Below are 25407 nucleotides of genomic sequence, written 5' to 3' on the forward strand. Positions count from 1 at the left end.
CGGGCCAGCATCTCCGGATCGCCCGTACGCGGGTCCTGCGGAAGGTACCCGAGCTCGCCGGAGCGGTCGACGCGGCCGGCGGCGGGCAGAAGGTCTCCGGCGAGGACCTTGGTCAGCGTCGTCTTGCCTGCGCCGTTGCGGCCGACGAGCCCCACCTTGTCGCCGTTACTGACGCGGAACGAGACGTCCGCCATGAGCACGCGGGCGCCCACGCGGATCTCGAGGTCGTGCACGGCGAGCACAGCGAAGGTCCGTTTCGTCGAAGTGGAGGATGGCCGAGTGGCCGACATCCCAGTCTACCGGCCGCGGATACTGCACGACACCGACAAAGACGGCGGCAGACATAGTGGACGGAATCCAAGAAGTGGCGCGACTGCTCCCCTACGCTGAAAATCAGCGGCCCGCGCCGCTTCTTCCCACCATCTCACCCTGCCGAGGAGCGCCATGTCCGTCGCCGCCATCCCCACCCGTCGCGTACTCGCCGATGTCATCGCCCGACCCTCCACCCGCGTGCGTGCCTTCGCGCTGGATGCCGCGCTCGTGCTCGCCGGCGCGGCGGTCGTCGCCGCGCTCGCCCAGGTCGAGGTCCCGCTGTGGCCGGTTCCGATCACCGGACAGACGCTCGGAGTGATCATCGTGGGCGCCTCGCTCGGCGCGTGGCGCGGAGCGACCGCCTTGGCGACCTATATGGCTCTCGGGCTGGCCGGGCTCCCGATCTTCGCCGGGTTCACCGGATCTCTTGCGGCGGTGGCCAAGCCGAGCTTCGGGTTCGTGATCGGCTTCATCGTCTCCGCTTTCGTCGCCGGCTGGTTCGCGGAGCGCGCCTGGGACCGCCGCCCCCTCCTCGCGTTCGCCGGTTTCGCGCTGGCCAGCGCGGTTCCCTTCGTGTTCGGCATCCCGTACCTCGCGTACGTGCTGAATGTCGGGATGGGCCTGGAGCTGACCTTCTGGCAGATCCTGGAGGCGGGGCTCTTCCCGTTCATCGTCGGCGGGATCGTGAAGGCGGCCCTCGCGGCGCTCATCATCCCGGGCGCGTGGGCGCTGGTCCGGCGGATCGACGCCACGAAACGCAGCTGATTTCGCGCGGATTCGGGTTCCGCGGTCCGGTTCGGTAGTGTGCTGGGTAAAGTAAGGCTTACCTAACAAGCCTCGCCCCTCACCCTGCCGACACCCGACTCATCCGGAGTATCCCGTGCCTCGCACCCGTACCGCCCCGACATCCGCCAAGGTCGCCGCCGCGACGATCCTGACCGCCGCCACCGTTCTGCTGGCCACCGGCTGCGCATCCGGCACCGGGGGTGCTTCCGCCGGAGCGACCGCGGCAGCAGAGGACGGCGCGTTCCCCGTCACGATCGAGCACGCGTTCGGGCAGACCACGATCGAGTCGCAGCCCGAGCGCGTCGCCGCCGTGGCGTGGGGCAACCACGAAGTGCCGCTCGCGCTCGGTGTGGTGCCGGTCGGCATGAGCAAGGCCACGTGGGGCGATGACGACGGCGACGGCGTGCTGCCCTGGGTGGAGGACCAGCTGACCGAGCTCGGTGCGGAGACGCCCGTGCTGTTCGACGAGACGGACGGGATCGACTTCGAAGCCGTGGCCGACACCGAGCCCGACGTCATCCTCGCCTCCTACTCGGGCCTCACGCAGGAGGAGTACGACACGCTGTCGCAGATCGCGCCGGTCGTCGCCTTCCCCGAGAACGCCTGGGGCACCTCCTACCAGGACATGATCCGGATGAACTCCCAGGCCATCGGCCTGGCCGAGGAGGGGGAGGCCCTGGTCCAGGAGCTCGACTCCACGGTGACCGAGGCCTTCGCCGAGCACGAGGTGCTGGCGGACAAGAAGGTCGTCTTCAGCTACCTCGACCCCACCGACCTGAGCCAGGTCGGTTTCTACACCAGCCTCGACACCCGTCCCGCTTTCCTCACCGCCTACGGCATGGACACTCCCGACCTGGTCGCCGAGGCCTCCGAGGGGACCGACGAGTTCTACACGACGGTGAGCGCCGAGCAGGCGGACGCGTTCGACGACGTCGACCTGCTCGTGACGTACGGCGACGAGGCCTTCGTCGACGAGGTGCGCTCGGACCCGCTGCTCTCGAAGATCCCCGCCGTGCGCGACGGTGCGATCGCCGTCCTGCCCGACGCGACGCCGCTGGCCGCTGCCGCGAACCCGACCCCGCTGTCGATCACGTTCAACCTCGACGACTACCTCGACCTGCTCGCCGCGCCCCTCGAGGGCTGAGCCACCCGTCGTGACGCTCCTCGACACCGAGTCGGCGGCACCGGCCGCCGCCCCCCTGCGGCGGCCGGTGCCGGCGCGCGCCCTGTGGGTGCTCCTGGGCCTGGCCCTGCTCGCGCTCTCCGGCGCGGCCTCGGTCGCCTTCGGGGTGCGCGCCGTGGGACTGCCGGACATCTGGTCGGGCGTCACCGGCAGCACCGCGACCATCGCCGAGGCCGCGGTCGCCCAGCGGGTGCCTCGCACGGTGCTGGCCATGCTCGTCGGCGCCGCCCTGGGGACCTCCGGCGCCGTGATGCAGGGCGTGACCCGCAACCCGCTGGCCGACCCCGGCATCCTCGGTGTCACCACGGGGGCGGCGCTCTTCGTGGTCTCGGGCATCGCCTTCTTCGGCCTCTCCGACCCCACCTCCTACACCTGGGTCGCCATCGCCGGGGCGGCCTGCGCCGCCACCTTCGTGTACGCCGTCGGCTCGCTCGGCCGGGGCGGCGCGACGCCCCTCAAGCTGGCCCTGGCCGGCGCCGCCACGTCAGCGGCCGCCACGTCGCTCATCAGCGCGATCCTGCTGCCCCGCATCGACGTCATGGACTCCTTCCGGTTCTGGCAGATCGGCGGGGTCGGGGGTGCGGAGACCACCAGGACCCTGCAGGTGCTGCCGTTCCTGGTCGTGGGGGCCCTGGTGTCCTTCGCCGCGGCCCGCGGGCTGGACTCCCTGGCGCTCGGCGACGACCTGGCCCGAGGACTGGGCCAGAAGGTGGGCAGGACCCGACTGCTCGCCGCCGTCGGGGCCATCACCCTGGCCGGCGCCGCCACCGCCGTGGCCGGCCCGATCGGGTTCGTCGGCCTGGCGGTGCCGCACCTGTGCCGGCTGCTCGTCGGCACCGACCACCGGTGGCTGCTCCCGTCCTCCGCGGTCGTGGGCGCCACGTTGCTCACCGCCGCCGACGTCGTGGGCCGGCTGGTGGCGCGGCCGGCCGAGCTGGACGTCGGCATCGTGACTGCGCTCCTCGGCGCCCCCGTCTTCATCTGGATCGTGCGACGACAGAAGGTGCGTGCGCTGTGACCTCCCTGCTCGACGCACCGACCGTGCTCTCGGCTGCCGACGTCGCGCGCGGACGTCGGTCGCGGCGTCGACGCCGCGCGAGCGTCGTCTCGGTCCTCGCGCTGCTCGTGGTCGCACTGTTCTGCACCAGCCTGATGGTCGGCAACACCTTCTACACCCCGGCCGAGGTCTGGGCGGTCGTGCGTGGGGAGACGGTGCCCGGCGCCTCGTTCACCGTCGGCGTGCTCCGGCTCCCCCGCGCCAGCATGGCGCTGCTCGTCGGGATCGCCTTCGGCCTGGGCGGCGTCACCTTCCAGACGATGCTGCGCAACCCGCTGGCCGCACCCGACGTCATCGGCATCAGCTCCGGCGCGAGCGCCGCGGCGGTCGTCGGCCTGGTCCTGCTCGAGCTGTCGGAGGCGATGACCTCGGTCGTGGCCATCACCGCCGCCCTCGCGACCGCGCTGCTGATCTACCTGCTGGCCTTCAAGGACGGCGTCGTCGGGACCCGGTTGGTCCTCATCGGGATCGGCATCGCCGCGATGCTCGACAGCGTCGTCGCCTACGTCATCGTGCGCGCCGCCCAGTGGGACCTCCAGGTGGCGATGCGCTGGCTGACCGGCTCGCTCAACAACGCCACCTGGGAGCAGGTCCGGCCGCTCGCGCTGGCCGTCCTGGTGGTCGCGCCCCTCCTGCTGCACCAGGCCAGGAACCTCGAGCTGCTCCAGCACGGGGACGACTCCGCCGCCGCGCTCGGCGTCCGCGTCGAGCGCACCCGCCTGCTCTGCATCGTGACCGCCGTCGTCCTCGTCGCCTTCGCCACGGCCGCCTCGGGTCCGATCGCCTTCGTCGCGTTCCTCGCCGGACCGATCGCCACGCGCGTGGTCGGGCCGGGAGGCTCGCTCATGGTCCCCGCCGCCCTGGTCGGCGCGGTCCTCGTGCTCGCCGCCGACCTGGCCGGGCAGTTCGCCTTCGACGCCCGCTACCCGGTCGGGGTCGTCACGGGCGTGCTCGGAGCGCCGTACCTCGTCTACCTGCTCGTCCGCACCCACCGCGCCGGAGGCTCCCTGTGACCGACTCCCCCACCGCCACCAGACACCACCGCCTCAGCGTCGAGGGGGTCACCCTCGGGTACGCCGAGCGCACCGTCGTCGAGGACGTCGACCTCGACGTGGCAGCGGGCCGGATCACCTGCATCGTCGGCGCGAACGCGTGCGGCAAGTCGACCCTGCTGCGCGCGATGGCCCGGTTGTTGAAGCCGCGTGCCGGTCAGGTCGTGCTCGACGGCAAGGACCTGCACGCGATGCCCACCAAGCAGGTGGCGCGCACCCTCGGCCTGCTGCCGCAGTCCCCCATCGCGCCGGAGGGGATCGTGGTGGCCGACCTGGTGGCCCGCGGGCGCCACCCGCACCAGGGCGTGCTCGCCCGGTGGACGTCGGCGGACGAGGAGGCCGTGGCCGAGGCGTTGCGGCTCACCGACACCGCGGCGCTCGCCGACCGCTGCGTCGACGAGCTCTCCGGTGGCCAGCGTCAGCGGGTCTGGATCGCGATGGCGCTGGCCCAGCAGACCGACCTGCTGCTGCTCGACGAGCCCACGACGTTCCTCGACGTGAGCCACCAGGTCGACGTGCTGGACCTGTTGACCGACCTCAACCGGCTGCGCGGGACGACCGTCGTCATGGTGCTGCACGACCTCAACCTCGCCGCGAGGTACGCCGACCGCCTGGTCGCCGTGCGTGCCGGCCGCCTCCACGCGGCCGGCGACCCGGCCGAGGTGCTGACCGTCGAGGTCGTGCGCGACGTCTTCGGCATGGAGTCGCAGGTCGTCGAGGACCCGGTCTCCGGCAAGCCGATCGTGCTGCCGATCGGGCGGCACCACGTGGTGGACCGGGTCGGCTGAGACGCGGAGCCCGGCTCAGCGCAGCCGGGCCACCCGGAACCTCACGGGCTCGTCCAGCACCTCGGCCGGCACGGTCGCGGTGTCGGCGAGGTGCTCCTCGAGCCTCGGCGTCGACTCCCCGTCCAGGAAGCGGCGGCGCTCGCGGGTGAGGAACGGCAGCCGGATCGCCGCCTCGTCGACGACCACGTCGCTCCCCGTGGGGGTGTGCACCCACCACCCGGCGTCGGCGCCGCTGAGCAGCACGCCGATCCGGTGGCCGCGGGCCAGGCGCCAGTCCTGGCCGTAGAGCGACAGGGAGTACGACGTCGTGCCGGCGTCCCGCACGAGCTGGGTGCCTCGGCTGATGACCGTGGCGGTGCCGTCGGGGGCGATGTCGTAGACCAGTCCCACGAGGTTGGCGCGGGGCAGCGTCGTGGTGACGCTGATGTCCAGCACCGGCTCGCCGGCGATCCACGCCGGACGCCGCAGCGGCGCGGAGACCGACCAGACGCCCTGCCCCGCGTCGGGCCCGGTGGCGGTGTTGGCCCCGTCGTCGGCGTACGAGCCGGTCTCGAGGACCGTGTGCAGCGAGCGGACGTCGCTGGGCGGCCAGACGGCCTCGCGGCGCCAGCGGCCGAGGTTGTCCTGGACCTGCACGCCGGGCCGCGCCGCCCGCACGGAGCGACCGCGCTCACCGAGCAGGTGCTTGTCGAGGAAGGCCTCGACAAGCCGGGCGAAGACCATCGGGTCCCGACCGACCTGGGGACGCCCCTCGGGGTCGGTCTCCCAGCCGCGCACGTGGTCGAACTGGCCGAACCAGCCGATGTTGTGCGACCCGCGCAGCCCCGACCAGTAGTCGAAGGCGCGGTCGGGCTTGGTGTTGGTCTCCAGGAAGCCCTGGGTCAGCAGCACCGGCAGCCGCGACCCGCGGGAGGTCTGCACGAGGTCGCGCTCGGCCCAGAACGACGACTCCTCCACGTCGTCCTGCTGCTGGAGGATGTTGAGCGCGTGGCAGGGGGTGAGGGGAGCGCCGGTGAGCTGGTAGTCCGGGGAGTCGGCCAGCGAGCCCGGGAACAGGTCGTTGGCCTGGAAGACCACCGGGGTGCCGACGGAGTTGGCGAAGCGCACCCCGCGGTTGTAGAGGTAGGAGTAGCCGGAGAAGACCGGCTCCATCGCGACCACCGCGGCGAGCCCCTCGGGGCGCCGCGAGACGCCCATGAGACCGGTCCACGCGTCGTACGACTTGCCGAGGAGGGCGACCCTGCCGGTCGACCACGGCTGGTCGGCGGCCCACTCGACCGCGGCCTCGACCGCGCCCTGCTCGGCCGGCCCGCCCCAGTCGTTGCAGCCGCCGCTGCCGCCGGTGCCGGGAAGGTCGACCATCACGTAGGTGTAGCCCTCGTCGAGGGCCCCCGTGAGGTCGAGGAAGTCGTAGAACCGCTCGCTCGGCGGTTCGGCCATGAGGTCCGGCTCGGAGGCGCCGCCGGAGTGGCTGGTGTAGGGGCTGACCGTGAGCACGACCGGGGTCGCCACGTCGTCAGCCAGACCCGCGGGACGCAGGACGTCGGCGTGCAGCGTCGTGCCGTCCGGGGTCCGGAAGTACACCTCGGTCCAGGTCGCGTCCTCGCGCTCGGCCGCCTGCACCGGCGCGTGGGCGAGCGCGGACGCCAGCAGGGGCACGGCGGCCAGGGCGAGCAGGGCGGTGCCGGGCGGCGTACGACGCATGCCCGGGTCAACGACGGCCGGCTGCCCAGGGCACGCGTCGAGCGCGGCCCCGCTGGGTAGCGTGGGCGGCATGAGCGACGTCGCCGTCTCGCACGCCCCCGACCAGAGCCGCTTCGAGGCCCACCTCGACGGCGACCTCGCCGGCTTCGCGGAGTACCAGCTGGCCGAGGGGCTGATCGTCTTCACCCACACCGAGGTCGACCCCGCCTTCGAGGGCAAGGGCGTGGGCTCCGCGCTCGCCCGCGGGGCGCTCGACGCGGTGCAGGCCGGCGAGGAGCCCCTGGGCCCGCGCAAGGTCATCGCCACCTGCCCCTTCATCAAGGGCTGGATCGACAAGCACCCCGACTACGCCGACCTGCTGTACGGCGCCCGCGGCTGACCCGCCCGCAGCACCGGACGGCCGGGAGGCCCTCCGGTGCTGCGGAGGTCCTTGCCCCGCGGGGTTCAATTGGGGGCGTGACCCGACGCGTCCTCGCCCTGGCAGCAGCCCTGCTCGGGCTGCTGGTGATGCACGGCGTCGGCACGCACAGCGCGCACGCCGCGGGCGCCCACACCGACCACGCGTCCGGCGGCAGCAGCCTCACCGCGCCGCACGACCCCGCGACCGGGACGGTGGGCGGCTCGACGCACGGGGCGATGCACGGGCCGGGCCACGCGTCCGAGCCGGCGCCGGCCACCGCCGAGGGACCCGCGTCCCGGGTCGTCGAGACGGCCGGCCCCCTCTCCCTGGAGGTCTCCGAGGCCCTCCTGGCCCTGTGCCTGGCGGTCCTGCTGGCCGTCGTGGGCCTGGTGCTGCTCGGCAGCCCGTGGTCGACGCGCTCGCGGCTCCTGCCCGCGCCCCGGTCCGAGCACGTGGGACCCGGCACCGCGGTGCCGGCGCGACCACCCGACCTGCACGCCCTGTCCGTCCTGCGCTGCTGAGCGGCCCCCTGCGCGTGCACCGGCACGCGCAGCGCGACCGCACCCCAGACCGCACGACGAGAGGAACCACCATGCACGCACGCACCCGTTTCGCCGCCCTGGCCCTGGCGCTGGGCTCCCCGCTCCTGCTCACCGCCTGCGGTGGCGACGACGACACCGGCACCGCCGCCGACATCCCGGCGGACGCCGAGTTCAACCAGGCGGACGTCGACTTCGCCTCGCAGATGATCCCGCACCACGCCCAGGCGCTGGTGATGGTCGACATGGCCGACGGCCGCGACGTCTCGCCCGAGACCGCGGACCTGATGGAGCGCATCGAGGCCGCCCAGGCCCCGGAGATCGAGCAGATGACCGCCTGGCTCGAGGAGTGGGACCAGCCGGTGCCCGACCTCGGGGACATGGGCGGCACGGGCTCGGACGACATGTCGGGCATGGACCACGGCGACATGGACGACATGGACGGCATGTCCGGGATGATGAGCGCCGAGGACATGGCCGACCTCGAGGCCGCCGAGGGTTCGGCGTTCGAGCAGATGTGGCTCTCGATGATGATCGAGCACCACGAGGGCGCCGTGGAGATGGCCGAGGTCGAGGTCGCCGAGGGCGAGTACGACGAGGCCGTCGCGCTCGCCGAGGAGATCATCGAGGCCCAGGAGGCCGAGATCGCCGAGATGGAGGCCCTGCTCGAGGGCTGACCGTCACGAGGGGCCGAGCGGGCAGGACTTTCGCGAAGAACTGCCCGCTCGGCCACCACGGTGGACGCCGCGCGGGCAGGACCTTGACGAGGAACTGCCCGTTCGACGTACCCGCGACCGACCCGGGCAGGTCCTCACCCCTGGATGTGAGGCAGCACCTCAACAACGGGTTCATGGTGGAGTAACTGATCTCAACAAACTGTTGAGATATCAACCTCCGGAGGCAGTCATGACCCAGGCACCCCAGATCCACATCGACCGGCAGTCCATCGACGGCACCCCCGACGAGGACGTCGTCGACTGGACCGCGCTCGACCGCAAGATGTGGGACTTCCTGACCGGCCGCGAGGCCGAGATCCGCTACCACCTCGACGACGTCGTCGTGGAGGTCCCGCGCGACACCGGCCCGACCTCGCCGCGCGCCACCTGGAAGCTCTCCGGCACCATCGCCGTCACCACCTCCGACGTCACGACGCGCGGCACCACGGACCGGTCGTGAGGACCTCGGTCGAGGCCGACCTCTGCTTCCGCGTGGAGGACGCCGACGGCCAGCGCATCGACGGGCACCTGACCGGCAGCGGCCAGGTGCTCACCCTCCACATCGACGACCCTGGTGCCTTCGCAGGCGCCGGTGACGCCGCGGCCGTGCGGTACGTCGCCGACGAGCTCGCCGCCCGCCGCCTCGAGGTCCGGGTCACCGACGGCCGTTCCACGCTGGTGCGGCTCGGCGACGTGCGCGCCCCCTGGTGGCAGCGCCGCCTGACCCGCTCGCGCCACCTGCGCGTCGGCAGCCTCCGTGGGCTGTGGACCGCCGCGCAGGCCCGCGCCCAGGGTCGCGACCCGGTCCTGCCCAGCCTCCTCTCGGCTCCGCCGCCGACGCTGTCGCCGCTCCTGCCGACCTTCGGCGCCCGGCCCCGCCACGTCGCCGGCACCCACGACCCGGCCCGCGCCGGGAGCCCGCGCCTCGTCGTCGTACCCGACCTCGCCGGACCCGACGCGCGCCGCACGATCTACTCCCTCGCCGGCGACTGCGGCGACTCCTTCCTCATCGGCTCCGCCGAGGACTGCCACATCCGGCTGGCCGGGCTCGAGCCGCACCACTGCGTGGTCGTGCACGACGACGACGACGAGTTCGTGGCCGAGGCCGTCGACGGCGAGGTCCGCGTGCACGGCGCCCGCGTCCACCAGGGCCTGCTGCGCACCGGTGCCCGGTTGGAGCTGGGCGAGCACTGCCTGGTCTTCGCCCGGGAGGAGTACGCCGACCACGGCCGTCCCTACGGCGGCCGCATCGGCGGCGAGCTCGGCCACCAGCGCCCCCAGCCCGAGCGGCTGCGACTGATCCGTGGCGAGGGCTGAGCCGGCGTGCCGCTGACCCCCTCCCCCTGTCCCGTCCCTGCCCCCACCCCCGCATGAGGCGCCCCGACGACCGGCCGCCCCCGCTGCCCGGGCGGGTGCTGATGTCGCAGGACTGGCGCGACGTCGGCTTCGTGCACTGGGCGGTCGACCCCGAGCAGGTCGCGCCGCTGCTGCCGCGCGGGGTGCGGCCCGACACGATCGACGGCCGCACGTACGTCGGGCTGGTGCCGTTCACCATGGTCGACGCCGGGCTCGGCCGCGGCCCGGCGATCCCGTGGCTGGGCACGTTCCTGGAGACGAACGTCCGGGTCTACTCCATCGACGAGCAGGGCCGCCGGGGCGTGGTCTTCCGCAGCCTCGACTGCGACCGGCTCGTCGTGACCGCTGCTGCGCGCCTCGGGTTCGGCACGCCGTACCGCTGGGCCCGGATGCGGCACACCCACCGCCCCGTCGCCGGCGGCACCCGGCACACCTGGGCCTCCACGGTGCGCTGGCCCGCGCCGCCCGGCGGACCGGCCGCCACCCGGATCGAGCTGGAGGTCGGCGAGCGCCGCGCCCCCACCCCGCTCGACGTCTTCCTCACCGCCCGCTGGGCCCTGCACACCACCGTCGCCCGGCAGCGGTTCTACGTCCGCAACGCCCACGACCCGTGGCCGCTGCACGACGCCCGGCTGGTCTCCCTCGACGACTCACTCCTGGCGGTCGCCGGGTTCCCGGGCCTCGCCGAGCGGCCCCCGGACCACGTCGCCTTCAGCCCCGGGGTGCACACGGTCTTCACCTTCCCCCGCCGCTGAACGTGCTCCGCCGAGCCGGCGCGTTCTTCCGGAAACATGAGCCGGTTCGACCCTGGAGTCGCCGAACTGGCACGTCTTTCCGTACGCGTGTACGGAAACATGCGCCGGTTCGCGCCCGACTGCAGGGGGCCGAGCGGGCAGGACTTTGCTGGAAGAGCTGCCCGCTCGACCCACGTCACGGCCGAGCGGGCAGGACTTTGGGGAAAGTGCTACCCACTCGACCCCCCTACGGTCGAACGGGCAGGACATTGCATGCGCGTCGTACGAAAGACCTGCCCGCTCGGCCACACGCGGTCAGTCCAGGGAGGCGAGCCCGGCGAGGAGGCGGTCGACCTCGTCGCGGGTGGTGTACGCCGCGAGCCCGACCCGCACCCCGCCGGCGTCCCCGAGGCCGAGCGCCCGCGAGGCCTCCAGCGCGTAGAACGAGGAGTGCGGCGCGACGACGCCGTGCTCGGCCAGGTCCTCGCTGACCTGGGCGTTCGCGACACCCGCGACGGTGAGCAGCACCGTCGGCGTTCGCTTGGCCGGCGACCCGTGCACCGTCACGTGCGGCAGCGCGGCGAGCCCGTCGAGCAGGTGCGCCAGCAGCCCCGCCTCGTACGCCGCCAGCGCGGTCATCGACGCGACCACCCGCTCCCGGCGCGATCCGCTGGTCGGCACCAGGTCGGCGATCACGTCGACGGCGGCGGTCGTGCCGGCGAGCAGCTCGTAGGGCAGCGTGCCGAGCTCGAACCGCTCGGGCACAGCGTCAGAGGACGGCAGCAGCTTGTCGGGGCGCAGGGTCTCGAGCAGCGCCGGGTCCGCGGCCAGGGCGCCGAGGTGCGGTCCGAAGAACTTGTACGGCGAGCAGGTGATCAGGTCCGCGCCCAGCGCGGGCCGGTCGACGGGGGCGTGGGGGGTCAGGTGCACGGCGTCGACGTGCACGAGCGCACCGACCGCGTGGGCCGCGGCGGCGATCGCCGCGACGTCGGGTCGGGTGCCGACCAGGTTCGAGGCGCCGGTGACGGCCACCAGCCGGGTGCGGTCGGTGAGCAGGGGCTCGACGTCGTCGACCTCAGCGGTGACCGGGTCGATCCCCAGCCACCGCACGGTGGCGCCCGCGCGCTCGGCGGCGATCACCCACGGTCGGATGTTGCTGTCGTGGTCGAGCCGGCACACCACGACCTCGTCGCCCGGACCCCAGCCCCGGGCCAGGGTCGCGGCGAGCTGCATGACCAGGGCCGTCGCGGAGCGTCCGAGCACCACGCCGGTCGGGTCGGTGCCGAGCAGGTCGCCGAGGGCGGCACGGCACTCCTGCACCACGGATTCGGCTGCCCGCTCGTGCTCGTGGAGGGTCCCGCGCTGGTTGAGCCCGGAGGTCATGGCGGCGTGCACCGCGTCGGCCACCTGCCCCGCGACGAGCGAGCCGCCGGGCGAGTCGAAGCGGGCCAGCTCCTCCCGGATCCCGGGGAACCACGCGCGCACGCGCCCCACGTCGTACGTCGTCAGCGGGCTGGTCCCCTCACCGGCAGTCATGCCGGCGACTCTGCCAGGGCCGGCGCGGGGCGGGCCGGTCCGGGCCGGGTGGCCGCCAGCTCCGCGAGATTTGTCGGGTGACGTCAGGACCCGGAAGTCCCACGACGAAGTTCTGTCGTCGCGTGGCCGGGTTTGTCGGGGAGCCGACGAACCCGCGGACCACACCCACTCAGCGGCGCCGACACAAGATCCGTCGGGTGACGTCAGGACCCGGAAGTCCCACGACGAAGTTCTGTCGTCGCACTTCCGGGTCTGTCGGGGAGCCGACAAACCCGGCCACGCCGACCCCCGGACGCGTCGAGCGGGCAGGACTCGCGAAAGTCCTGCCCGCTCGGCCCAGGAGCCCGACAACGCTCAGAGGTTCTTGTGCCTCCGCACCCGCAACGGCCGCTTGGGCAGCTGGGTGGCCCGCCCGTGCAGCACGGTGAGGAGGGTGGCGACCTGCGCGTCCTGCTCGGCGGTCCGCTCGAAGGTGGTGAGGTTGAGCGGGGCCTTGAAGCGCGTGCGCGTGACCGCCTTGGCGTAGCAGAACTCCCGCAGCCCGTCGGGGCCGTGGATCCGGCCGAACCCGGAGTCACCGACGCCGCCGAAGGGCAGGCCGGGGACGGCGGCGAAGGAGATGACCGAGTTGATCGCGGTCATGCCCGTGCGGAGCCGGCGGGCGATCTCCTCGCCGCGGGAGGCGGAGAAGACCGAGGAGCCCAGGCCGTACTTCCCGACGTTGACCCGCTCGATCGCCTCGTCCATCGACCGCACGCGGTTGACCACCACGGTCGGGCCGAAGGTCTCCTCGCACACGGCTTCGGAGTCCTCGGGCACGTCGACGAGCACGGTGGGCTGGACGAACCGGTCACCGACCGCCTCCGGCCCGCCGACCACCGCGCGGCCGCCCTTGGCGATCGCGTCGTCGACGTGGCGGCGTACGACGTCGAGCTGGGAGGGCATGGTCATCGGGCCGTAGCTCGCGGCCGGGTCGTGGCCCGAGCGCACCTCGCGCGCGCGGCGGGTCAGTGCGTCGAGGAAGGCGTCGTGCACCTTGTCGTGGACGTAGACCCGCTCGATGCCGGTGCAGGTCTGGCCGGCGTTGGAGAACGCACCCCACGCAGCCGCGTCGGCGGCGGCCTCGATGTCGGCGTCCTCGTCGACGAGCATCGCGTCCTTGCCGCCGGCCTCGATCACGACGGGCACGAGCCGCTCGGCACAGGCCGCCATGACGCGCTTGCCGGTGGCGGTGGAGCCGGTGAAGGCGACCTTGTCGACGTCGGCGCGGCACAGCGCGGCGCCGGTCGAGCCGTTGCCGGTGACGACCTGGAGCAGGTCGTGGTCGGGCACGACCTCGCGCAGGCTGTCGGCCAGCCAGTGACCGACGCCGGGGGTGAGCTCGCTGGGCTTGAACACCACGGTGTTGCCGGCGCCGAGGGCGTAGGCGATCGAGCCCATCGGCGTGAAGACGGGGTAGTTCCAGGGACCGATGACGCCGACGACACCGAGCGGGCGGTACTCCACGGAAGCCGCCTGGTTGGCCAGCAGCAGCCCGGCGAAGACCTTCTTGGGGCCGAGCACCTTCTTGGCGTGCGAGGCGATCCATGCGAGGTGGTCGATGGCGAGCGCCGCCTCGAGCTGGGCGTCACCGTGCGGCTTGCCGGTCTCGCGGTGCACGACGTCGACCAGGACGGCGACACGGCGGGCGAGCACGCCGCGCCACTGGTCGAGCACCTCCTTGCGGCCCTCGAAGCCCAGCCCCTCCCACCACGACGCGGACGCGCGCGCTCGTGCGACCGCGGCGTCGACGTCGGCGGCGGTGTGGACCGGGTAGGTGCCGACGACCTCGCCGGTCGCGGGGTTGAGCGAGGTGAAGGTGTCGGTGCTGGTGGGGCGGTCGTCGAGCTGGGTCATCGGGCGGTCCTTCCGCGCAGGAGGTCGGCGGCCTTCTCGCCGATCATGATGGAGGGGGCGTTGGTGTTGCCGCGGGTGACCATCGGCATCACGGAGGCGTCGGCGACCCGCAGCCCCTCGACGCCGCGCACCTTGAGCTCGGGGTCGACGACGGCGCGCTCGTCGGAGCCCATCGCGCACGTGCCGACGGGGTGGTAGAGCGTCTGGGTCTCCGCGCGCAGGTGCGCCTCGAGCTGGGCGTCGGTGGGGTCGACGCCCCAGCCGCGCATCGTCGGCAGCAGACCGTCCTCGACGTGCTTGGCCAGCGGGCCGCTGTGCACGGTGTCGAGCAAGCGCCGCATGCCGGCGACCATCGCGTCGAGGTCGACCTGGTCGTCGTAGTAGCCGGCGTCGATCTCGGGGTGCCAGCGCGGGTCGGTGCCGCGAAGTCGCACCGAGCCGCGGCTGGCGACGTGCACCAACGTCGGGGCCACGGTCACGCAGCGGGCGGTCGCCTCGTGCAGGCCGTTCGCATAGAAGGCGCTCGGCGCGACGTGCACCTGCAGGTCGGGGGCGGGCAGCTCGTTGCGGGTCTTGAAGAACCCGCCGCCCTCGCCGACGTTGGACGTCAGCGGACCGGTGCCGCGGGTCTTGGCCCGCAGGAACTGCACCAGGTTGTTGTGGTCGAGCAGGTCCCCGATGTCGCGGGTGCGGAAGACCATCGGCAGCGCCGGGTGGTCGTGCAGGTTGGCCCCGACGGTCGGCAGGTCGACGATGACGTCCACCCCGACCTCGCGCAGGTGCTCGCCGGGACCGATGCCCGACAGCATGAGCAGCTGCGGACTGTTGACGGCCCCGCCGCTCAGGACGACCTCCGCCTCGACAAACGCCGTGCGGCGGGTGCCCTCGAGCTCGTACTCCACTCCCGTCGCGCGGCCCCCCTCCACGACGACCCTGTGCGCCAGCGCGCCCGTGTGGACCGTGAGGTTGGGGCGCGACATCGCCGGCTCGAGGTAGGCCTTGGCCGTCGACCAGCGACGACCCTTCTTGCACGTGACCTGGTAGAGCCCGGCGCCCTCCTGCTCGGCGCCGTTGAAGTCGTCGGTGGGCTTGAAGCCGGACGCGACCGCCGACTCGACCCACATGCTGGTGAGCGGGTGGGTGTAGCCGCGGTCCTCCACGTGGAGCGGGCCGTCCTGGCCGTGGTACGGCCCGCCGAGGCGGGTGTTGCCCTCGGAGCGGACGAAGTAGGGCAGCACGTCCTCGTAGCCCCAACCGGTCGCGCCGTAGTCGTCGCGCCAGGTGTCGAAGTCGTGCCGGTTGCCGCGGATGTAGATCATCGCGTTCATCGACGAGCAGCCGCCGAGGGCCTTCATCCGCGGCCAGTGCGTGCGACGTCCCTCGAGCTGCTTCTGCTCGGTGGTGTGGTAGTTCCAGTCCCACTTGGTGCGGAAGAGGTTGGCGAAGGCCGCGGGGACCGTCACCTCGTCGGCGTTGGCCGGCGGACCGGCCTCCAGCAGCAGCACCCGGGTGCGCGGGCTCTCGGTGAGCCGGGCGGCCACCACGGCACCGGCACTGCCGGCCCCCACCACCACGTAGTCGTAGGTCTCCCGCTCGGGCACGCGTCCTCCTCGGTGTCGATCGCTGTCACCGGCGTACGCCGGGTGCGTGCCCTCGAACCTAGATCGCTGTGACTCCGATCACCAGGGGTTGGTCGGGTGGGTCCACCGATCGGACAGGGACCCTTGTCAGACCGTGCTGGCCTCGGCGACCAGGTCGCGCTCGACCGTCGAGACCGGCGCCAGCACCTCGACCGGCTGCGACTTGCCCTTCAGCGCCAGCTCCCCGCGCGAGACGAGGGCGTGCGGACGGGTGAGCAGGTCGCGGGTGGCGGCGGTGAGCAGCACGTCGTCGCCCGTGTCGCGGGTGGCGGCCTCGACCCGGGCCGCGACGTTGACGACGTCGCCGATGACCGAGAAGTTCAGCCGGCCGGCCCCGCCGATCGGGCCGGCGACGACCGGGCCGGAGTTGATGCCGGCGGCGACCCGCAGCCCGGTCGAGCCCAGGTGCACCGCGTCGAGGATCATCCGGGCGGCGTCGAGGGCGCGGTCGGCGTGGTCGGGCTGCGGGGCAGGGGCGCCGAAGACGGCCATCAGCCCGTCGCCGATGAACTTGTCGACGTGGCCGCCGTAGGCCTCCACGACCGGCACCATCTCGGCGAACAGCCCGTTGAGGGTCTCGACGACCTCGGGCGCGGGCCGCCTCTCGGCGTACCTCGTGAAGCCGCGGACGTCGACGAACAGCACCGACACCTCGACCTCGAAGCCCTCCTGCGGGACCTCCCCCGCCAGGATCAGCCGGACGATCTCGCGGTCGACGTAGGTGCCGAAGTGCTCGCGCAGCTCCTCGCGCTCGGCCAGGTCGCGGGCCATCGTGTTGAAGTCGCGGGCCAGCTCGCCGAGCTCGTCGTTGCTGAGCACGGGGGTGCGGGCGGTCAGGTCGCCGTCGCGCACGCGCGCGAGCTGGGTCCGCACGTCGAGCAGCGGCCGGGTGATGCTGCCGGCCAGCAGCCCCGTGAGCTCGAAGGACATGAAGAGGCCGATCGCCATCGACACCCCGACGGTCAGCGCCAGCCGGCCCGAGGGCGAGCCGTCGTCGGCCCCGAGGCCCACGAGGCCGCCGACGAGCACCGCCGAGGTGGTGGTGTACGCCGGGACCGCGAGCATCAGCCGCTTGCGCAGCGGCAGGCCGCGCGGGGAGAACGTGAAGTCGTCGGGCAGCGAGGACGCGACGTGCTCGACCACGGGCAGCAGCAGCCGCTCGCCGATGGAGTAGGACAGCACCGTCGCGTAGAGCCCCGGGATCATGCCCGCCAGCAGCACCGCCGCGAGGCCGCCCCAGCCGATGTCCCACCAGGCCGCCGCCGCGAGACCCGTGGGGACGACGGAGAGCAGCACGACGACGGCCGAGGAGCGGCGGTACTGCTCCAGGGTCAGCGTCGTCACGACCTCCCACGCCTGCGCGGTCTCCCGCGGGGTCGGGTGGCTGCGCCGGATCCACTCCCCCAGCTGGCGCCGCTCGTCGCGCGCCCGCCACGCCGAGAGCACGACGGAGCAGGCCGTCATGACCGCACCGACTCCGGCGACAGCGGCCACCGCCGCCAGGTCGGGCCGGTAGAAGGTGGCGATGATCGCCACCGAGATGACCGCGATCCCGACCGACTCCGCCACCGTCACGCCGACCACCGCGACGGGGTAGCGCGAGCCCAGCGCGGCGTACCCGCGACGGGTCAGGTGGTCGATCACCTCACCAGTGTGGCCGACTTTGCCCCCGGCGCGGTCCCCATCCGGTGCTCGGGGCGGCGCCGCGGGGCCACCCCCACCGCGCGAGGATGGACCGCATGGTCAACCTGCTGCTCTCGGTCACCTTCGGCTGTGGGGTGCTCATCGCCGTCGCCCACGTGGCCAACCGGCTCTTCGTAGCGCCGGTCTACGACGTGCTGCTCAACCTGGTCGCCTTCGTCTCCTCCACCGTCGCCTCCACGCTCCTGGGGCACGTCCTGCCCGCGCTGCTGTCCGGCCTCGCGGTCCTCTGCTGGCTGGTGCTGGCCCGGCGTACCTGGCTGTCGGACCCGGTACGCCGCCGGCAGGGCCACCTCGCCGCGCACTGAGCCCCGCGCGGGAGACGGTGGCCGGCGCGGGCGGGCAGGCGGACGAGCGGGCGGGCTGCTGGTCTGGTCCACTCCTCCACCGCTCGGTAACAGAAGCCCCGGGCCGTTCCACCAGGGCCGACTCCGGCCGATCATGGAGGTATGACCGGACGCTGCGAGCTCTTCCTCAGCAACGGCTCGCGCTGCCGCGGGTCGGTGTTGGCGAGGTGCGCCGAGGACGGTGCCGCCTTCTGCGCGGCCCACCGCGGCTTCCGCCGCGGCGTCCCGACCGCCGACTGGTGCGCGGCCTGCGAGGGCGCGACCCCCGACGCCCGCCGCGAGGCCCGCGCGATCGCCGCCGACCAGGACGTCGCCGCCGTGGCCCTGGTCCAGGACCCGGCCCGCATCGCCGAGCTCGTCCGCGCCCGCGGCGTGCAGACCCACGCGGGCACCACCGCCAAGGTCGCGACGGGCTGGCTCCGCGGCCGCCGCGCCGAGGCCGAGGACACGCGCTTCTGGCTGGTCACCCTCGAGCCCGACCCCGACCACCCCGGCCAGGAGGAGGGTCTCGGCCTCACCACCCAGGGCGCCTGGGTCCGGCACGTCTGGCCGGCCAGCTCCGGCCTCCCGCCGACCCTCGTCCACGGCGTCATGCCCACCGAGAACGGCGCCCGCCAGCTCGTCCGCTGGCTCCACCGCCACAACGTCGACCTCCCCAGCTGACCCCTCGCTCGTCGCACCGGCGCACGTTTCCGGAAAGACCTGCCCGTTCGGCCACACCCCACGAGCCACCGGAGGGTGGGGCGCGCGGCCACGGCCGGACGGGGACGAGCCGCGGTGACGCGGGTCGGCCGGAGGCGCCCCCGGAGGAGCGTGGTTGGGTCTGGCGGGTCGCTCGTGAGGGACGAGTTGCCCTGTGTCAACCAGGGTGGTCTCTCATGCGGCGAGGTCGTGGGCGAGGACGCGTTGGAGCGCTAGGTGCCGGCCGGGGTCGTAGGCCACGCCGTCTTGCCAGCAGCGCCAGATGATGTCAACCCAGGCTCGGGCCAGGATCCGCACGGCGTGGGGATGGTCGTGTCCGCGCGCGCGTGCCCTGTCGTAGAGGTCTGCCGCCCAGGCGTTGGCATGGCGGCTGTCGCCGGCGAAGTCGCAGATCGCATCGCGCAGTTCTCGGTGCGCGCCCCAGCGGAACGTGACGGTCCTGACCTTGCCCGATTGGCGTGTTGATGGCGCTACCCCCGCCAGGCAAGCCAAAGAATCAGCGGTCGGGAACAGTCCGCGTGCGTCGCCGATCTCGGCCAGCAAGCGAGCCGCGCGCACCGTGCCGGAGCGGGGCAGGGAATCAAAGACGGGGGCGTCGGGGTGATCGGCGAACTGGTCAGCGATCGACTCGGCCAAAGCCGCGATCTGCGCCTTGAGGGTCCGCAGGACCGCGACATGTCCCAACGTGATGACTGCATAGGTGGACGCGGCCGCTGAGCTATCACCACGAGGTGCCGAAACCAACCGCCGGTGGAACTCCTCGGCACTGGTGGACCCTGTGTATCCCGACCTGCTCAACCAGGCCTTGAACCGCGCCGGGGTCAACCAGTCAGCCTGAACTTGGGTGGTGAACCGCTCCAGGAACGCCAAGCTGGTCTGAGTGTCGATGCTCGAGAACAGCCCGGCCGCAGCTGGGAAGACCAGCTGCAGATGTGACCGCAACTGGTTGCCTACCGCGATCCGGTGTGCGACCAGGTCGCGCCGGGCCCGCACCGTGGCACGCAACGCCACCGTGGCCGGGCTGGACCTGACCAACGGCGTCAGACGCCGGTGGTCGGTCCGGATCACGTCCGCGAGTACGTAGGCGTCGAAACGGTCATCCTTGTTGCCCGCCGACCCGTACCGCGCACGGAGATTTTTGACCTGGCTCGGCACGACCACGAACACCTGAAGCCCGGCCGCGAGGAGCGCCTCGACCACCGGTCCATCGCCACGCTCGATGCCGACCTCACCGGCCCCGGCAGCCAGCAACCGGATCAGTAGCTGCTTCAACCCAGCGCTGGTGTGACCGATGCTGAAGCGGTCGACCACGGCCCCGTCGGGACCCAAGACACACACGACGTGATCGTCCTTGGCCCAATCAATCCCTGCACATACCCGCCCCTGGACTCGCGTCCCGGCATCGGTTGAGGTGACACTCATGTCGGTTCCTGACTGTTGCAGCAGTTGGAAGCCACCCGGTGGTCCGGGACGCAACAGCCGGTCGCTCACTGATCGGCGCTCACCGGCGCATAGCCCTGTAGCCGGTCTGTGCGTCCTGGCCCACCGGACCCTGCAGAACTCGTCCCGGACCTCACGACCAGGTCAAGCGAGCATGGCAGTGGTCCGGCAGGGACCAGGGGTGCATCAACGACCATCCAGGACCGCTGACCCACTGATAGTCCACCAGTGAGCGAGCGGCCTGGTAGCGACGAAGGGGGCGCCTCCGGCCGGCGCGTGGCACCGCCGCGGCACCGGTAGGTGGTGGCCGCTCGCCCCACCCGACCCCTCAACCCCGCGACAGCTCCGCTGCCATCCGCTCCATCAGCGCCGTGAGCCCCTTGAACGGCCGCACCATCACCGCGAACTCGGTGATCCGCCCGTCCTCGCCCCAGGTCAGCATGTCCACCCCGTCGACGGCGATCCCGTCGAGGTCCGCGGCGAACTGCAGGACCGCCGAGTCCTCGGCGTACCACTCGCGCCGGTAGGTCAGGGTCGGGCCGAGGACGACGAGCGCCGCGGAGAGGTACGCCGTGGTGAGGGCCTTGCCGACCTGCGGGGTGTGGACCGCGGGCGAGCGGAAAACACAGTCCTCGTGCAGCAGCGCCTCGAGCCCGGCGGGGTCGCGGGCGGCGGCGAGCGCGTGCCAGGCCGCGACGGTGGGCGGGGCGTCGGCGGCGGCGGGTGGGACCGGGGCGGGGTCGTTGGCCATGCCGGGACCCTAGGTCCTCGCGAGGCCGGTGGGCGGGCGACGGCTCAGCGCGGCATGAACCGGTTGCCGGTGCGCAGCGCCCCCCGCTTCAACCGCTCGGCAACCCGGCCCACCGAGGCCGCCACCGCGCCGGTCAAGGCGGCCGCCGCGACTGACACGGGGTCGCCGACCCGGACGACTCCGGCTCGGGTCGTCTCGGCATAGACCCCCAGGCACCGGTCACCGACCCGGGACACCGCCTTGGCCACGGCGGGGTCGGCGGGGAGCCCGCCGGCGTGCTCGCGCAGCGGCACCGTGCACCGGACGGTCGGGATCTCCGCGCGCAGCTCCACCTCCCCGACCCGCAGCGTCCCACCGACCCAGGCCTGCTCGACCAGCCCCGCGGGGGCACCGTCGACGAGCAGGGAGGGTCGGAAGCGGCGTACGTCGACCTCGGCGGCGCCCGCGTGCTCCGCGATCGTCCGCAGGCTGGAGGTGGTGAGGACGTGGACGGGGTAGGCGTCGGCGAAGGTGCCGACCGGGGTCGCGTAGACCGCGAGCTCGGCGAGCTTGCGCACGGGGAACATCGACAGGTCCGGCAGCGGCTCGCCGTCAGCGACGCCGAACTGCTTCCTGAGGTCCTTCTGCGAGGCCAGCACCCCGCGGTAGGCCGCCTTGTCGTGCAGCGGCGGCAGCGGCACGAGGGTGACGCGGGTGTCGACGAGGTCCGAGAGCGCGGCGTCGAGGCGGGCACCGTCGCGGCTGCTCACCTCGGTGCCGTCGGGCAGCGTGACGACGACGTGCGCGACGTCGCCCGGCCCGACGCCCGGGGGCGGCTCGGCCTCGAAACGGGCGGTGCACCGCAGCAGCCCGGGCAACCGGCGGGCGGTCGTGACCGCGTCCAGCTCGAGGTCGCGCACCGCCCACATCCGGTCGGCGAGCAGCCCGCGGGGGCCGACCACGGACTCCTGCAGCTGCTCGCCGCTCATCGACTTCACGGGGAAGCGCCAGATCTGGGCGACGGTCCCGGCCGCGACGTACGAGGGGGAGGTCGACTCGCTCACCCGCACGACACTAGGCGCCCGGGCACCTCACCCGGCGTGGCGTGAGCCTCGTCTCGGCCCGGACCCGGAAGGTTCCACCCCCCTTGGAACGTTCCACCCACCATGAGCGACAACAGCAACTCCGCCGTGTTCCAGTCCGTCAAGGTCGGCTCCTGGGAGCTGCCGCAGCGGTTCGTGATGGCCCCGCTGACGCGCAACCGCTCGCCCGAGACCGTCCCCACCGAGCTCAACGCCCGCTACTACGCCCAGCGCGCCGGCGCCGGTCTGATCATCAGCGAGGGCACCCAGCCCAGCGCGGTCGGCCAGGGCTACCTCGGCACGCCCGGCATCCACTCCGACGAGCAGGTCGCCGGCTGGCGGCGCACCGCCGAGGCGGTCCACGCCGAGGGCGGCCGGATCGTCGTACAGCTCATGCACGCCGGCCGCGTCGCGCACCCCGACAACACGGGCGGCCTGGAGTCGGTCGCCCCCAGCGCGATCGCCGCGCCGGGCGAGATGATCACCGCCGGCGGCTCCTTCCCGCACCCGGAGCCGCGCGCCCTGGGCACCGACGAGATCCCCGGGATCGTCGAGGAGTTCGTCCACGCCGCGAAGCAGGCCGTGGCCGCCGGAGTTGACGGTGTCGAGGTCCACTCCGCCAACGGCTACCTGCTGCACCAGTTCCTCTCCCCGGTCAGCAACACCCGCACCGACTCCTACGGCGGCTCGCCCGAGGCCCGCGCCCGCCTCACCGTCGAGGTGACCCGCGCGGTGGCCGAGGCGATCGGCGCCGAGAAGGTCGGCATCCGGATCAGCCCCGCGCACAACATCCAGGGCGTGCTCGAGGAGGACGCCGCGGACACCCGCGCGACGTACGAGACCCTGGTCGACGGCATCAAGGACCTCGGCCTGGCCTACCTCTCGATCCTGGCCGACCCGCGCGGCGAGCTGACCCAGGACCTGCGCCGCCGCTTCGGCGGACCGGCGATCCTCAACTCCGGCTTCGCCAGCCCGACCACCTTCGAGGAGGTCCAGGAGCTCATCACCGAGGACCTCGCGGACCTGGTCGCCGTGGGCCGCCCGTTCCTCGCCAACCCCGACCTCGCCGAGCGCTGGCGCCAGGGTGCCGAGCTCAACGAGGCCGACCCGAGCACCTTCTACGGCGGCGGCGCCGAGGGCTACACCGACTACCCCGTGCTCGAGGAGTCGTCGGCGGCCTGACGCCCCACCACCCAGAGGTCCCGTCGCCCGATCCCGGCGACGGCACGGCCGGCGCCCGCGCGTCGACCACGACGAGGCTCCGACCCGGTGATCCCGGGTCGGGGGCCTCGTTGCATGGGCAGCCGGGACGTTGACGTCAACGCCATATAGTGCTTTCATCGTCGCATGGCGATGACTACGAACAGCCGCGAGGCGGAGACCGGGCATGCGGCGGTCGAGCCCGACGCCCTCACGGCCGCCGCCTGCCTCTTCCAGGGCCTCTCGGAACCCTCGCGGTTGACGATCCTCCAGCACCTGCTCACCGGCGAGCACCGCGTCGTCGACCTGGTCGGCCACCTCGGACTGGCCCAGTCGACCGTCTCCAAGCACCTGGCCTGCCTGCGCGACTGCGGCCTGGTCACCTCGCGGCCCGAGGGACGCGCGACCGTGTGGTCGCTGAGCCACGAGCGCGAGGTGCTCGACCTGCTGGCCGCCGCCGAGCGGCTGCTGGCGGCGACCGGCGACGCGGTCGTGCTGTGCCCGACGTACGGCGCCGTGCGCGGGTCCCAGGAGGCGCGGTCGTGAGCGCCCACGTCCACGCCACCGCGCTGCCCTCGGAGGAGCGGGCCCGCCTGGGGCGTCGCGCCCAGCTGCTGGCCGCCACGTCCGTGGCCTACAACCTGGTCGAGGCCGTCATCGCGATCTCAGCCGGCATCGTCGCCGGATCGGTCGCCCTGGTCGGCTTCGGCCTCGACTCCGTCGTCGAGGTCTCGAGCGGACTCATCATCCTGTGGCAGTTCCGCCACCGGCTCCCGGAGTCGCGGGAGCGGCAGGCGCTGCGACTGATGGCGCTCTCGTTCTTCGCCCTGGCGGTGTACGTCGGCTTCGAGTCGGTCCGGGCCCTGCTCGTCGGGCACGACCCGGAGACCTCCCGCGTCGGCATCGGCCTGGCGATCGCCTCGCTGTGCGTCATGCCCTTCCTGTCGTGGGCCCAGCGGCGTACCGGCAGGGCGCTGGGGTCCAACGCCGTGGTCGCCGACTCCACCCAGACGCTGCTGTGCACCTACCTCTCCGCGGTCCTGCTCGTCGGCCTGGTGCTCAACGCGACCCTCGGCTGGTCGTGGGCCGACCCGGTGGCCGGCCTGGTGATCGCCGCGGTCGCGGTCAGGGAGGGTCTCGACGCGTGGCGCGGCGACGCGTGCTGCGGCCCCGCGGGGTCGGCGCACGCGGCACACCCGGAGGTCGGCGGGACCTCCGACCCCGCTGCCCTCGACGGCGAGCCCGACGCCGGGGACGGCAGCGGCTGCCGCGGCGGTGGGTGCTGCGGCCCCGACCCCGCGCCGCTCGTGCTCGGGGAGAGGATGGAATCGTGACCGCGCACCCCACCGACGACGCACTCCTGGCCGAGGAGCCCGACGTCGCACCAGGCACCGACTACGCCGCCTTCTTCGACCGCACCCTGCGCTGGCTGCTCACCGTCACCGGCGTCGTGGGGCTCGTGGCCGCCTTCACGCTCACCGTCGAGAAGATCGCGCTGGTCGCGGACCCGAGCTACGTGCCCACGTGCAGCATCAGCCCGGTGCTCAGCTGCGGCTCGATCATGAGCACCGAGCAGGCCGAGCTGTTCGGCTTCCCCAACCCGCTCATGGGACTGGTGGCGTTCTCCGTGCTCATCACCTCGGGCGTCGTGCTCGCGACCGGCGCGCGACTGCCGCGGTGGTACTGGCTGGGCCTGCAGGGCGGTGCCACCCTCGGCCTGGTCTTCGTGGCCTGGCTGGTCGAGGAGAGCCTCTACGACATCGGCGCGCTGTGCCCCTACTGCATGGTCGTGTGGGCCGTGGTCATCCGGCTCTTCGTACTTCAGGTGGGGATGAGGGTGTCGAGTCCTCCGCCGATGAGCAGCATGCGTAGCCGGTAGTTGTCGTAGTTGCGGAAGCCGCGGGCGACGCGGCGGTGGAGTTCGATGAGTCCGTTGATGGCTTCGGTGCCGCCGTTGTTGGAGCGGTCGGTGTCGAAGTAGGCCAAGAAGGCCTGGGACCACCGCTTCAGGGTGCGGCCGAGTCGGGCGATCTCGGGGACGGGGCAGGTCGGGAACGAGGTCAGGATCTTCTCGGCGATCTTGCGGCCGGCGGCGGGGTCGTGGTGGCGGTAGGCGGCTCGGAGCTGCTGGGCGCACGACCAGGCGATCCAGACCTGCAGGTGTTCCTCGGGTCGCGCGGCGATGGCCTTCTCCAGTCGGGTCCACTGCTTGTCGGTGAGCTTCTCAGCCCCTGCCCGTAGCAGCTTCTGGATGCCGTAGAGCGGGTCGCTCTTGCGGCCGCGGTGACCGGTGGTCTCTTGCTGGACTCGGCGTCGGCACTCATCGACCGCAGCAGTGCCGAGCTTGACGACGTGGAAGGCATCGAGGACCGCGACGGCGTCCTCGAGCTGGTCGGCGATCGCGGTCTTGTAGCCGTGGAAGGGGTCCAGGGCGGCGACCTTGATGCCACCTCGGAACTCCTCGCCGCGGGCGGTGAGCCAGTCGGCGTAGGCCTTGCCGGACCGG

The 25407-nt window shown here is 72.9% G+C and carries 27 protein-coding genes; 17 read left to right on the forward strand and 10 right to left on the reverse strand.

Annotated elements, in window-relative coordinates; genetic code table 11:
- On the reverse strand, window positions 1-242 hold a 242-nt coding region (locus Q1V71_RS07855), incomplete at its 3' end, for an ATP-binding cassette domain-containing protein (protein ID WP_300642665.1).
- Window positions 243-444: 202 nt separating this feature from the next.
- Between Q1V71_RS07855 and Q1V71_RS07860 the strand changes: the two genes are divergently transcribed.
- The 5 genes from Q1V71_RS07860 (at window position 445) to Q1V71_RS07880 (ending at window position 5178) form a co-directional block, all read left to right on the forward strand.
- Complete coding sequence (locus Q1V71_RS07860) at window positions 445-1077, forward strand: biotin transporter BioY (protein ID WP_300642667.1); 633 nt, start codon at window positions 445-447, stop codon at window positions 1075-1077.
- A 115-nt stretch (window positions 1078-1192) separates the two neighbouring features.
- Window positions 1193-2242 carry an iron-siderophore ABC transporter substrate-binding protein gene (locus tag Q1V71_RS07865; protein WP_300642669.1) on the forward strand — a complete coding sequence of 350 codons (1050 nt, stop codon included), beginning with the start codon at window positions 1193-1195 and terminating at the stop codon, window positions 2240-2242.
- Between the two features lie 10 nt (window positions 2243-2252).
- A complete protein-coding gene (locus Q1V71_RS07870; protein ID WP_300642670.1) occupies window positions 2253-3299 on the forward strand; it encodes an iron ABC transporter permease in 1047 nt (348 codons plus the stop codon).
- Complete coding sequence (locus Q1V71_RS07875; RefSeq protein WP_300642671.1) at window positions 3296-4351, forward strand: iron chelate uptake ABC transporter family permease subunit; 1056 nt, start codon at window positions 3296-3298, stop codon at window positions 4349-4351. The genes Q1V71_RS07870 and Q1V71_RS07875 overlap by 4 nt, the downstream gene beginning before the upstream one ends.
- Complete coding sequence (locus Q1V71_RS07880; protein WP_300642673.1) at window positions 4348-5178, forward strand: ABC transporter ATP-binding protein; 831 nt, start codon at window positions 4348-4350, stop codon at window positions 5176-5178. Before Q1V71_RS07875 ends, Q1V71_RS07880 begins: the two co-directional genes overlap by 4 nt.
- Before the next feature lie 15 nt (window positions 5179-5193).
- On the opposite strand, the gene Q1V71_RS07885 is transcribed toward Q1V71_RS07880, so the two are convergent.
- A complete protein-coding gene (locus Q1V71_RS07885) occupies window positions 5194-6882 on the reverse strand; it encodes a CocE/NonD family hydrolase (protein WP_300642675.1) in 1689 nt (562 codons plus the stop codon).
- Between the two features lie 70 nt (window positions 6883-6952).
- Between Q1V71_RS07885 and Q1V71_RS07890 the strand changes: the two genes are divergently transcribed.
- From Q1V71_RS07890 to Q1V71_RS07915, 6 genes are all read left to right on the forward strand, one after another.
- Complete coding sequence (locus tag Q1V71_RS07890) at window positions 6953-7261, forward strand: GNAT family N-acetyltransferase (protein ID WP_300642677.1); 309 nt, start codon at window positions 6953-6955, stop codon at window positions 7259-7261.
- A gap of 77 nt (window positions 7262-7338) precedes the next feature.
- A complete protein-coding gene (locus Q1V71_RS07895; RefSeq protein ID WP_300642679.1) occupies window positions 7339-7803 on the forward strand; it encodes a hypothetical protein in 465 nt (154 codons plus the stop codon).
- A 71-nt stretch (window positions 7804-7874) separates the two neighbouring features.
- Window positions 7875-8498, forward strand: a complete 624-nt coding sequence (locus tag Q1V71_RS07900) for a DUF305 domain-containing protein (protein ID WP_300642681.1) — start codon at window positions 7875-7877, stop codon at window positions 8496-8498.
- A gap of 229 nt (window positions 8499-8727) precedes the next feature.
- On the forward strand, window positions 8728-8997 hold the full coding sequence (locus Q1V71_RS07905; protein ID WP_300642683.1) for a hypothetical protein: 270 nt from the start codon (window positions 8728-8730) through the stop codon (window positions 8995-8997).
- A complete protein-coding gene (locus Q1V71_RS07910; protein ID WP_300642685.1) occupies window positions 8994-9854 on the forward strand; it encodes an FHA domain-containing protein in 861 nt (286 codons plus the stop codon). The genes Q1V71_RS07905 and Q1V71_RS07910 overlap by 4 nt, the downstream gene beginning before the upstream one ends.
- Window positions 9855-9907: 53 nt before the next feature.
- Window positions 9908-10648, forward strand: coding sequence for a DUF2071 domain-containing protein (locus tag Q1V71_RS07915; RefSeq protein WP_300642687.1), 741 nt, complete (start codon window positions 9908-9910; stop codon window positions 10646-10648).
- 294 nt (window positions 10649-10942) lie between these two features.
- Here the strand turns inward: Q1V71_RS07915 and Q1V71_RS07920 are convergent, their stop codons facing one another.
- The 4 genes from Q1V71_RS07920 to Q1V71_RS07935 form a co-directional block, all read right to left on the reverse strand.
- The gene (locus tag Q1V71_RS07920) at window positions 10943-12163 is read right to left on the reverse strand and encodes a cysteine desulfurase-like protein (protein WP_300642689.1); all 1221 of its coding nucleotides are present in this window, start codon (window positions 12161-12163) and stop codon (window positions 10943-10945) included.
- 354 nt (window positions 12164-12517) lie between these two features.
- Complete coding sequence (locus Q1V71_RS07925) at window positions 12518-14059, reverse strand: aldehyde dehydrogenase family protein (RefSeq protein ID WP_300642690.1); 1542 nt, start codon at window positions 14057-14059, stop codon at window positions 12518-12520.
- Window positions 14056-15660 carry a GMC family oxidoreductase gene (locus tag Q1V71_RS07930; protein WP_300642692.1) on the reverse strand — a complete coding sequence of 535 codons (1605 nt, stop codon included), beginning with the start codon at window positions 15658-15660 and terminating at the stop codon, window positions 14056-14058. Before Q1V71_RS07930 ends, Q1V71_RS07925 begins: the two co-directional genes overlap by 4 nt.
- 126 nt (window positions 15661-15786) lie before the next feature.
- Window positions 15787-17343: an adenylate/guanylate cyclase domain-containing protein gene (locus tag Q1V71_RS07935; protein WP_300642694.1), complete on the reverse strand. Its 1557-nt coding sequence runs from the start codon at window positions 17341-17343 to the stop codon at window positions 15787-15789.
- 95 nt (window positions 17344-17438) lie between these two features.
- Between Q1V71_RS07935 and Q1V71_RS07940 the strand changes: the two genes are divergently transcribed.
- Together Q1V71_RS07940 and Q1V71_RS07945 are read left to right on the forward strand one after the other, a co-directional pair.
- On the forward strand, window positions 17439-17708 hold the full coding sequence (locus tag Q1V71_RS07940; protein ID WP_300642696.1) for a hypothetical protein: 270 nt from the start codon (window positions 17439-17441) through the stop codon (window positions 17706-17708).
- 141 nt (window positions 17709-17849) lie between these two features.
- Window positions 17850-18410: a hypothetical protein gene (locus Q1V71_RS07945; protein WP_300642697.1), complete on the forward strand. Its 561-nt coding sequence runs from the start codon at window positions 17850-17852 to the stop codon at window positions 18408-18410.
- Window positions 18411-18623: 213 nt separating this feature from the next.
- Here Q1V71_RS07945 and Q1V71_RS07950 read toward each other — a convergent pair whose 3' ends face one another.
- The 3 genes from Q1V71_RS07950 to Q1V71_RS07960 form a co-directional block, all read right to left on the reverse strand.
- Entirely contained in the window at window positions 18624-19940 is a 1317-nt protein-coding gene (locus tag Q1V71_RS07950) for an IS110 family transposase (protein WP_300642699.1), read from the reverse strand.
- 277 nt (window positions 19941-20217) lie between these two features.
- Window positions 20218-20640: a nuclear transport factor 2 family protein gene (locus Q1V71_RS07955; RefSeq protein ID WP_300642701.1), complete on the reverse strand. Its 423-nt coding sequence runs from the start codon at window positions 20638-20640 to the stop codon at window positions 20218-20220.
- 44 nt (window positions 20641-20684) lie between these two features.
- The gene (locus tag Q1V71_RS07960; RefSeq protein ID WP_300642703.1) at window positions 20685-21683 is read right to left on the reverse strand and encodes an MOSC N-terminal beta barrel domain-containing protein; all 999 of its coding nucleotides are present in this window, start codon (window positions 21681-21683) and stop codon (window positions 20685-20687) included.
- 102 nt (window positions 21684-21785) lie between these two features.
- Here Q1V71_RS07960 and Q1V71_RS07965 point away from each other — a divergent pair, with 102 nt between their 5' ends.
- The 4 genes from Q1V71_RS07965 (at window position 21786) to Q1V71_RS07980 (ending at window position 24780) form a co-directional block, all read left to right on the forward strand.
- The gene (locus Q1V71_RS07965; protein WP_300642705.1) at window positions 21786-22883 is read left to right on the forward strand and encodes an alkene reductase; all 1098 of its coding nucleotides are present in this window, start codon (window positions 21786-21788) and stop codon (window positions 22881-22883) included.
- 171 nt (window positions 22884-23054) lie between these two features.
- Entirely contained in the window at window positions 23055-23447 is a 393-nt protein-coding gene (locus Q1V71_RS07970; protein ID WP_300642711.1) for a helix-turn-helix transcriptional regulator, read from the forward strand.
- Window positions 23444-24235 (forward strand): cation diffusion facilitator family transporter, encoded by a 792-nt coding sequence (locus Q1V71_RS07975; RefSeq protein WP_367280132.1) that lies wholly within the window; start codon window positions 23444-23446, stop codon window positions 24233-24235. The genes Q1V71_RS07970 and Q1V71_RS07975 overlap by 4 nt, the downstream gene beginning before the upstream one ends.
- Complete coding sequence (locus Q1V71_RS07980) at window positions 24232-24780, forward strand: vitamin K epoxide reductase family protein (RefSeq protein WP_300642707.1); 549 nt, start codon at window positions 24232-24234, stop codon at window positions 24778-24780. Before Q1V71_RS07975 ends, Q1V71_RS07980 begins: the two co-directional genes overlap by 4 nt.
- Here the strand turns inward: Q1V71_RS07980 and Q1V71_RS07985 are convergent.
- On the reverse strand, window positions 24723-25407 hold a 685-nt coding region (locus Q1V71_RS07985; protein WP_300642709.1), incomplete at its 5' end, for a transposase. The two genes, Q1V71_RS07980 and Q1V71_RS07985, sit on opposite strands and share 58 nt — an antisense overlap.

This window comes from Nocardioides sp., from assembly GCF_030149505.1.
Taxonomy (GTDB): Bacteria; Actinomycetota; Actinomycetes; order Propionibacteriales; family Nocardioidaceae; genus Nocardioides.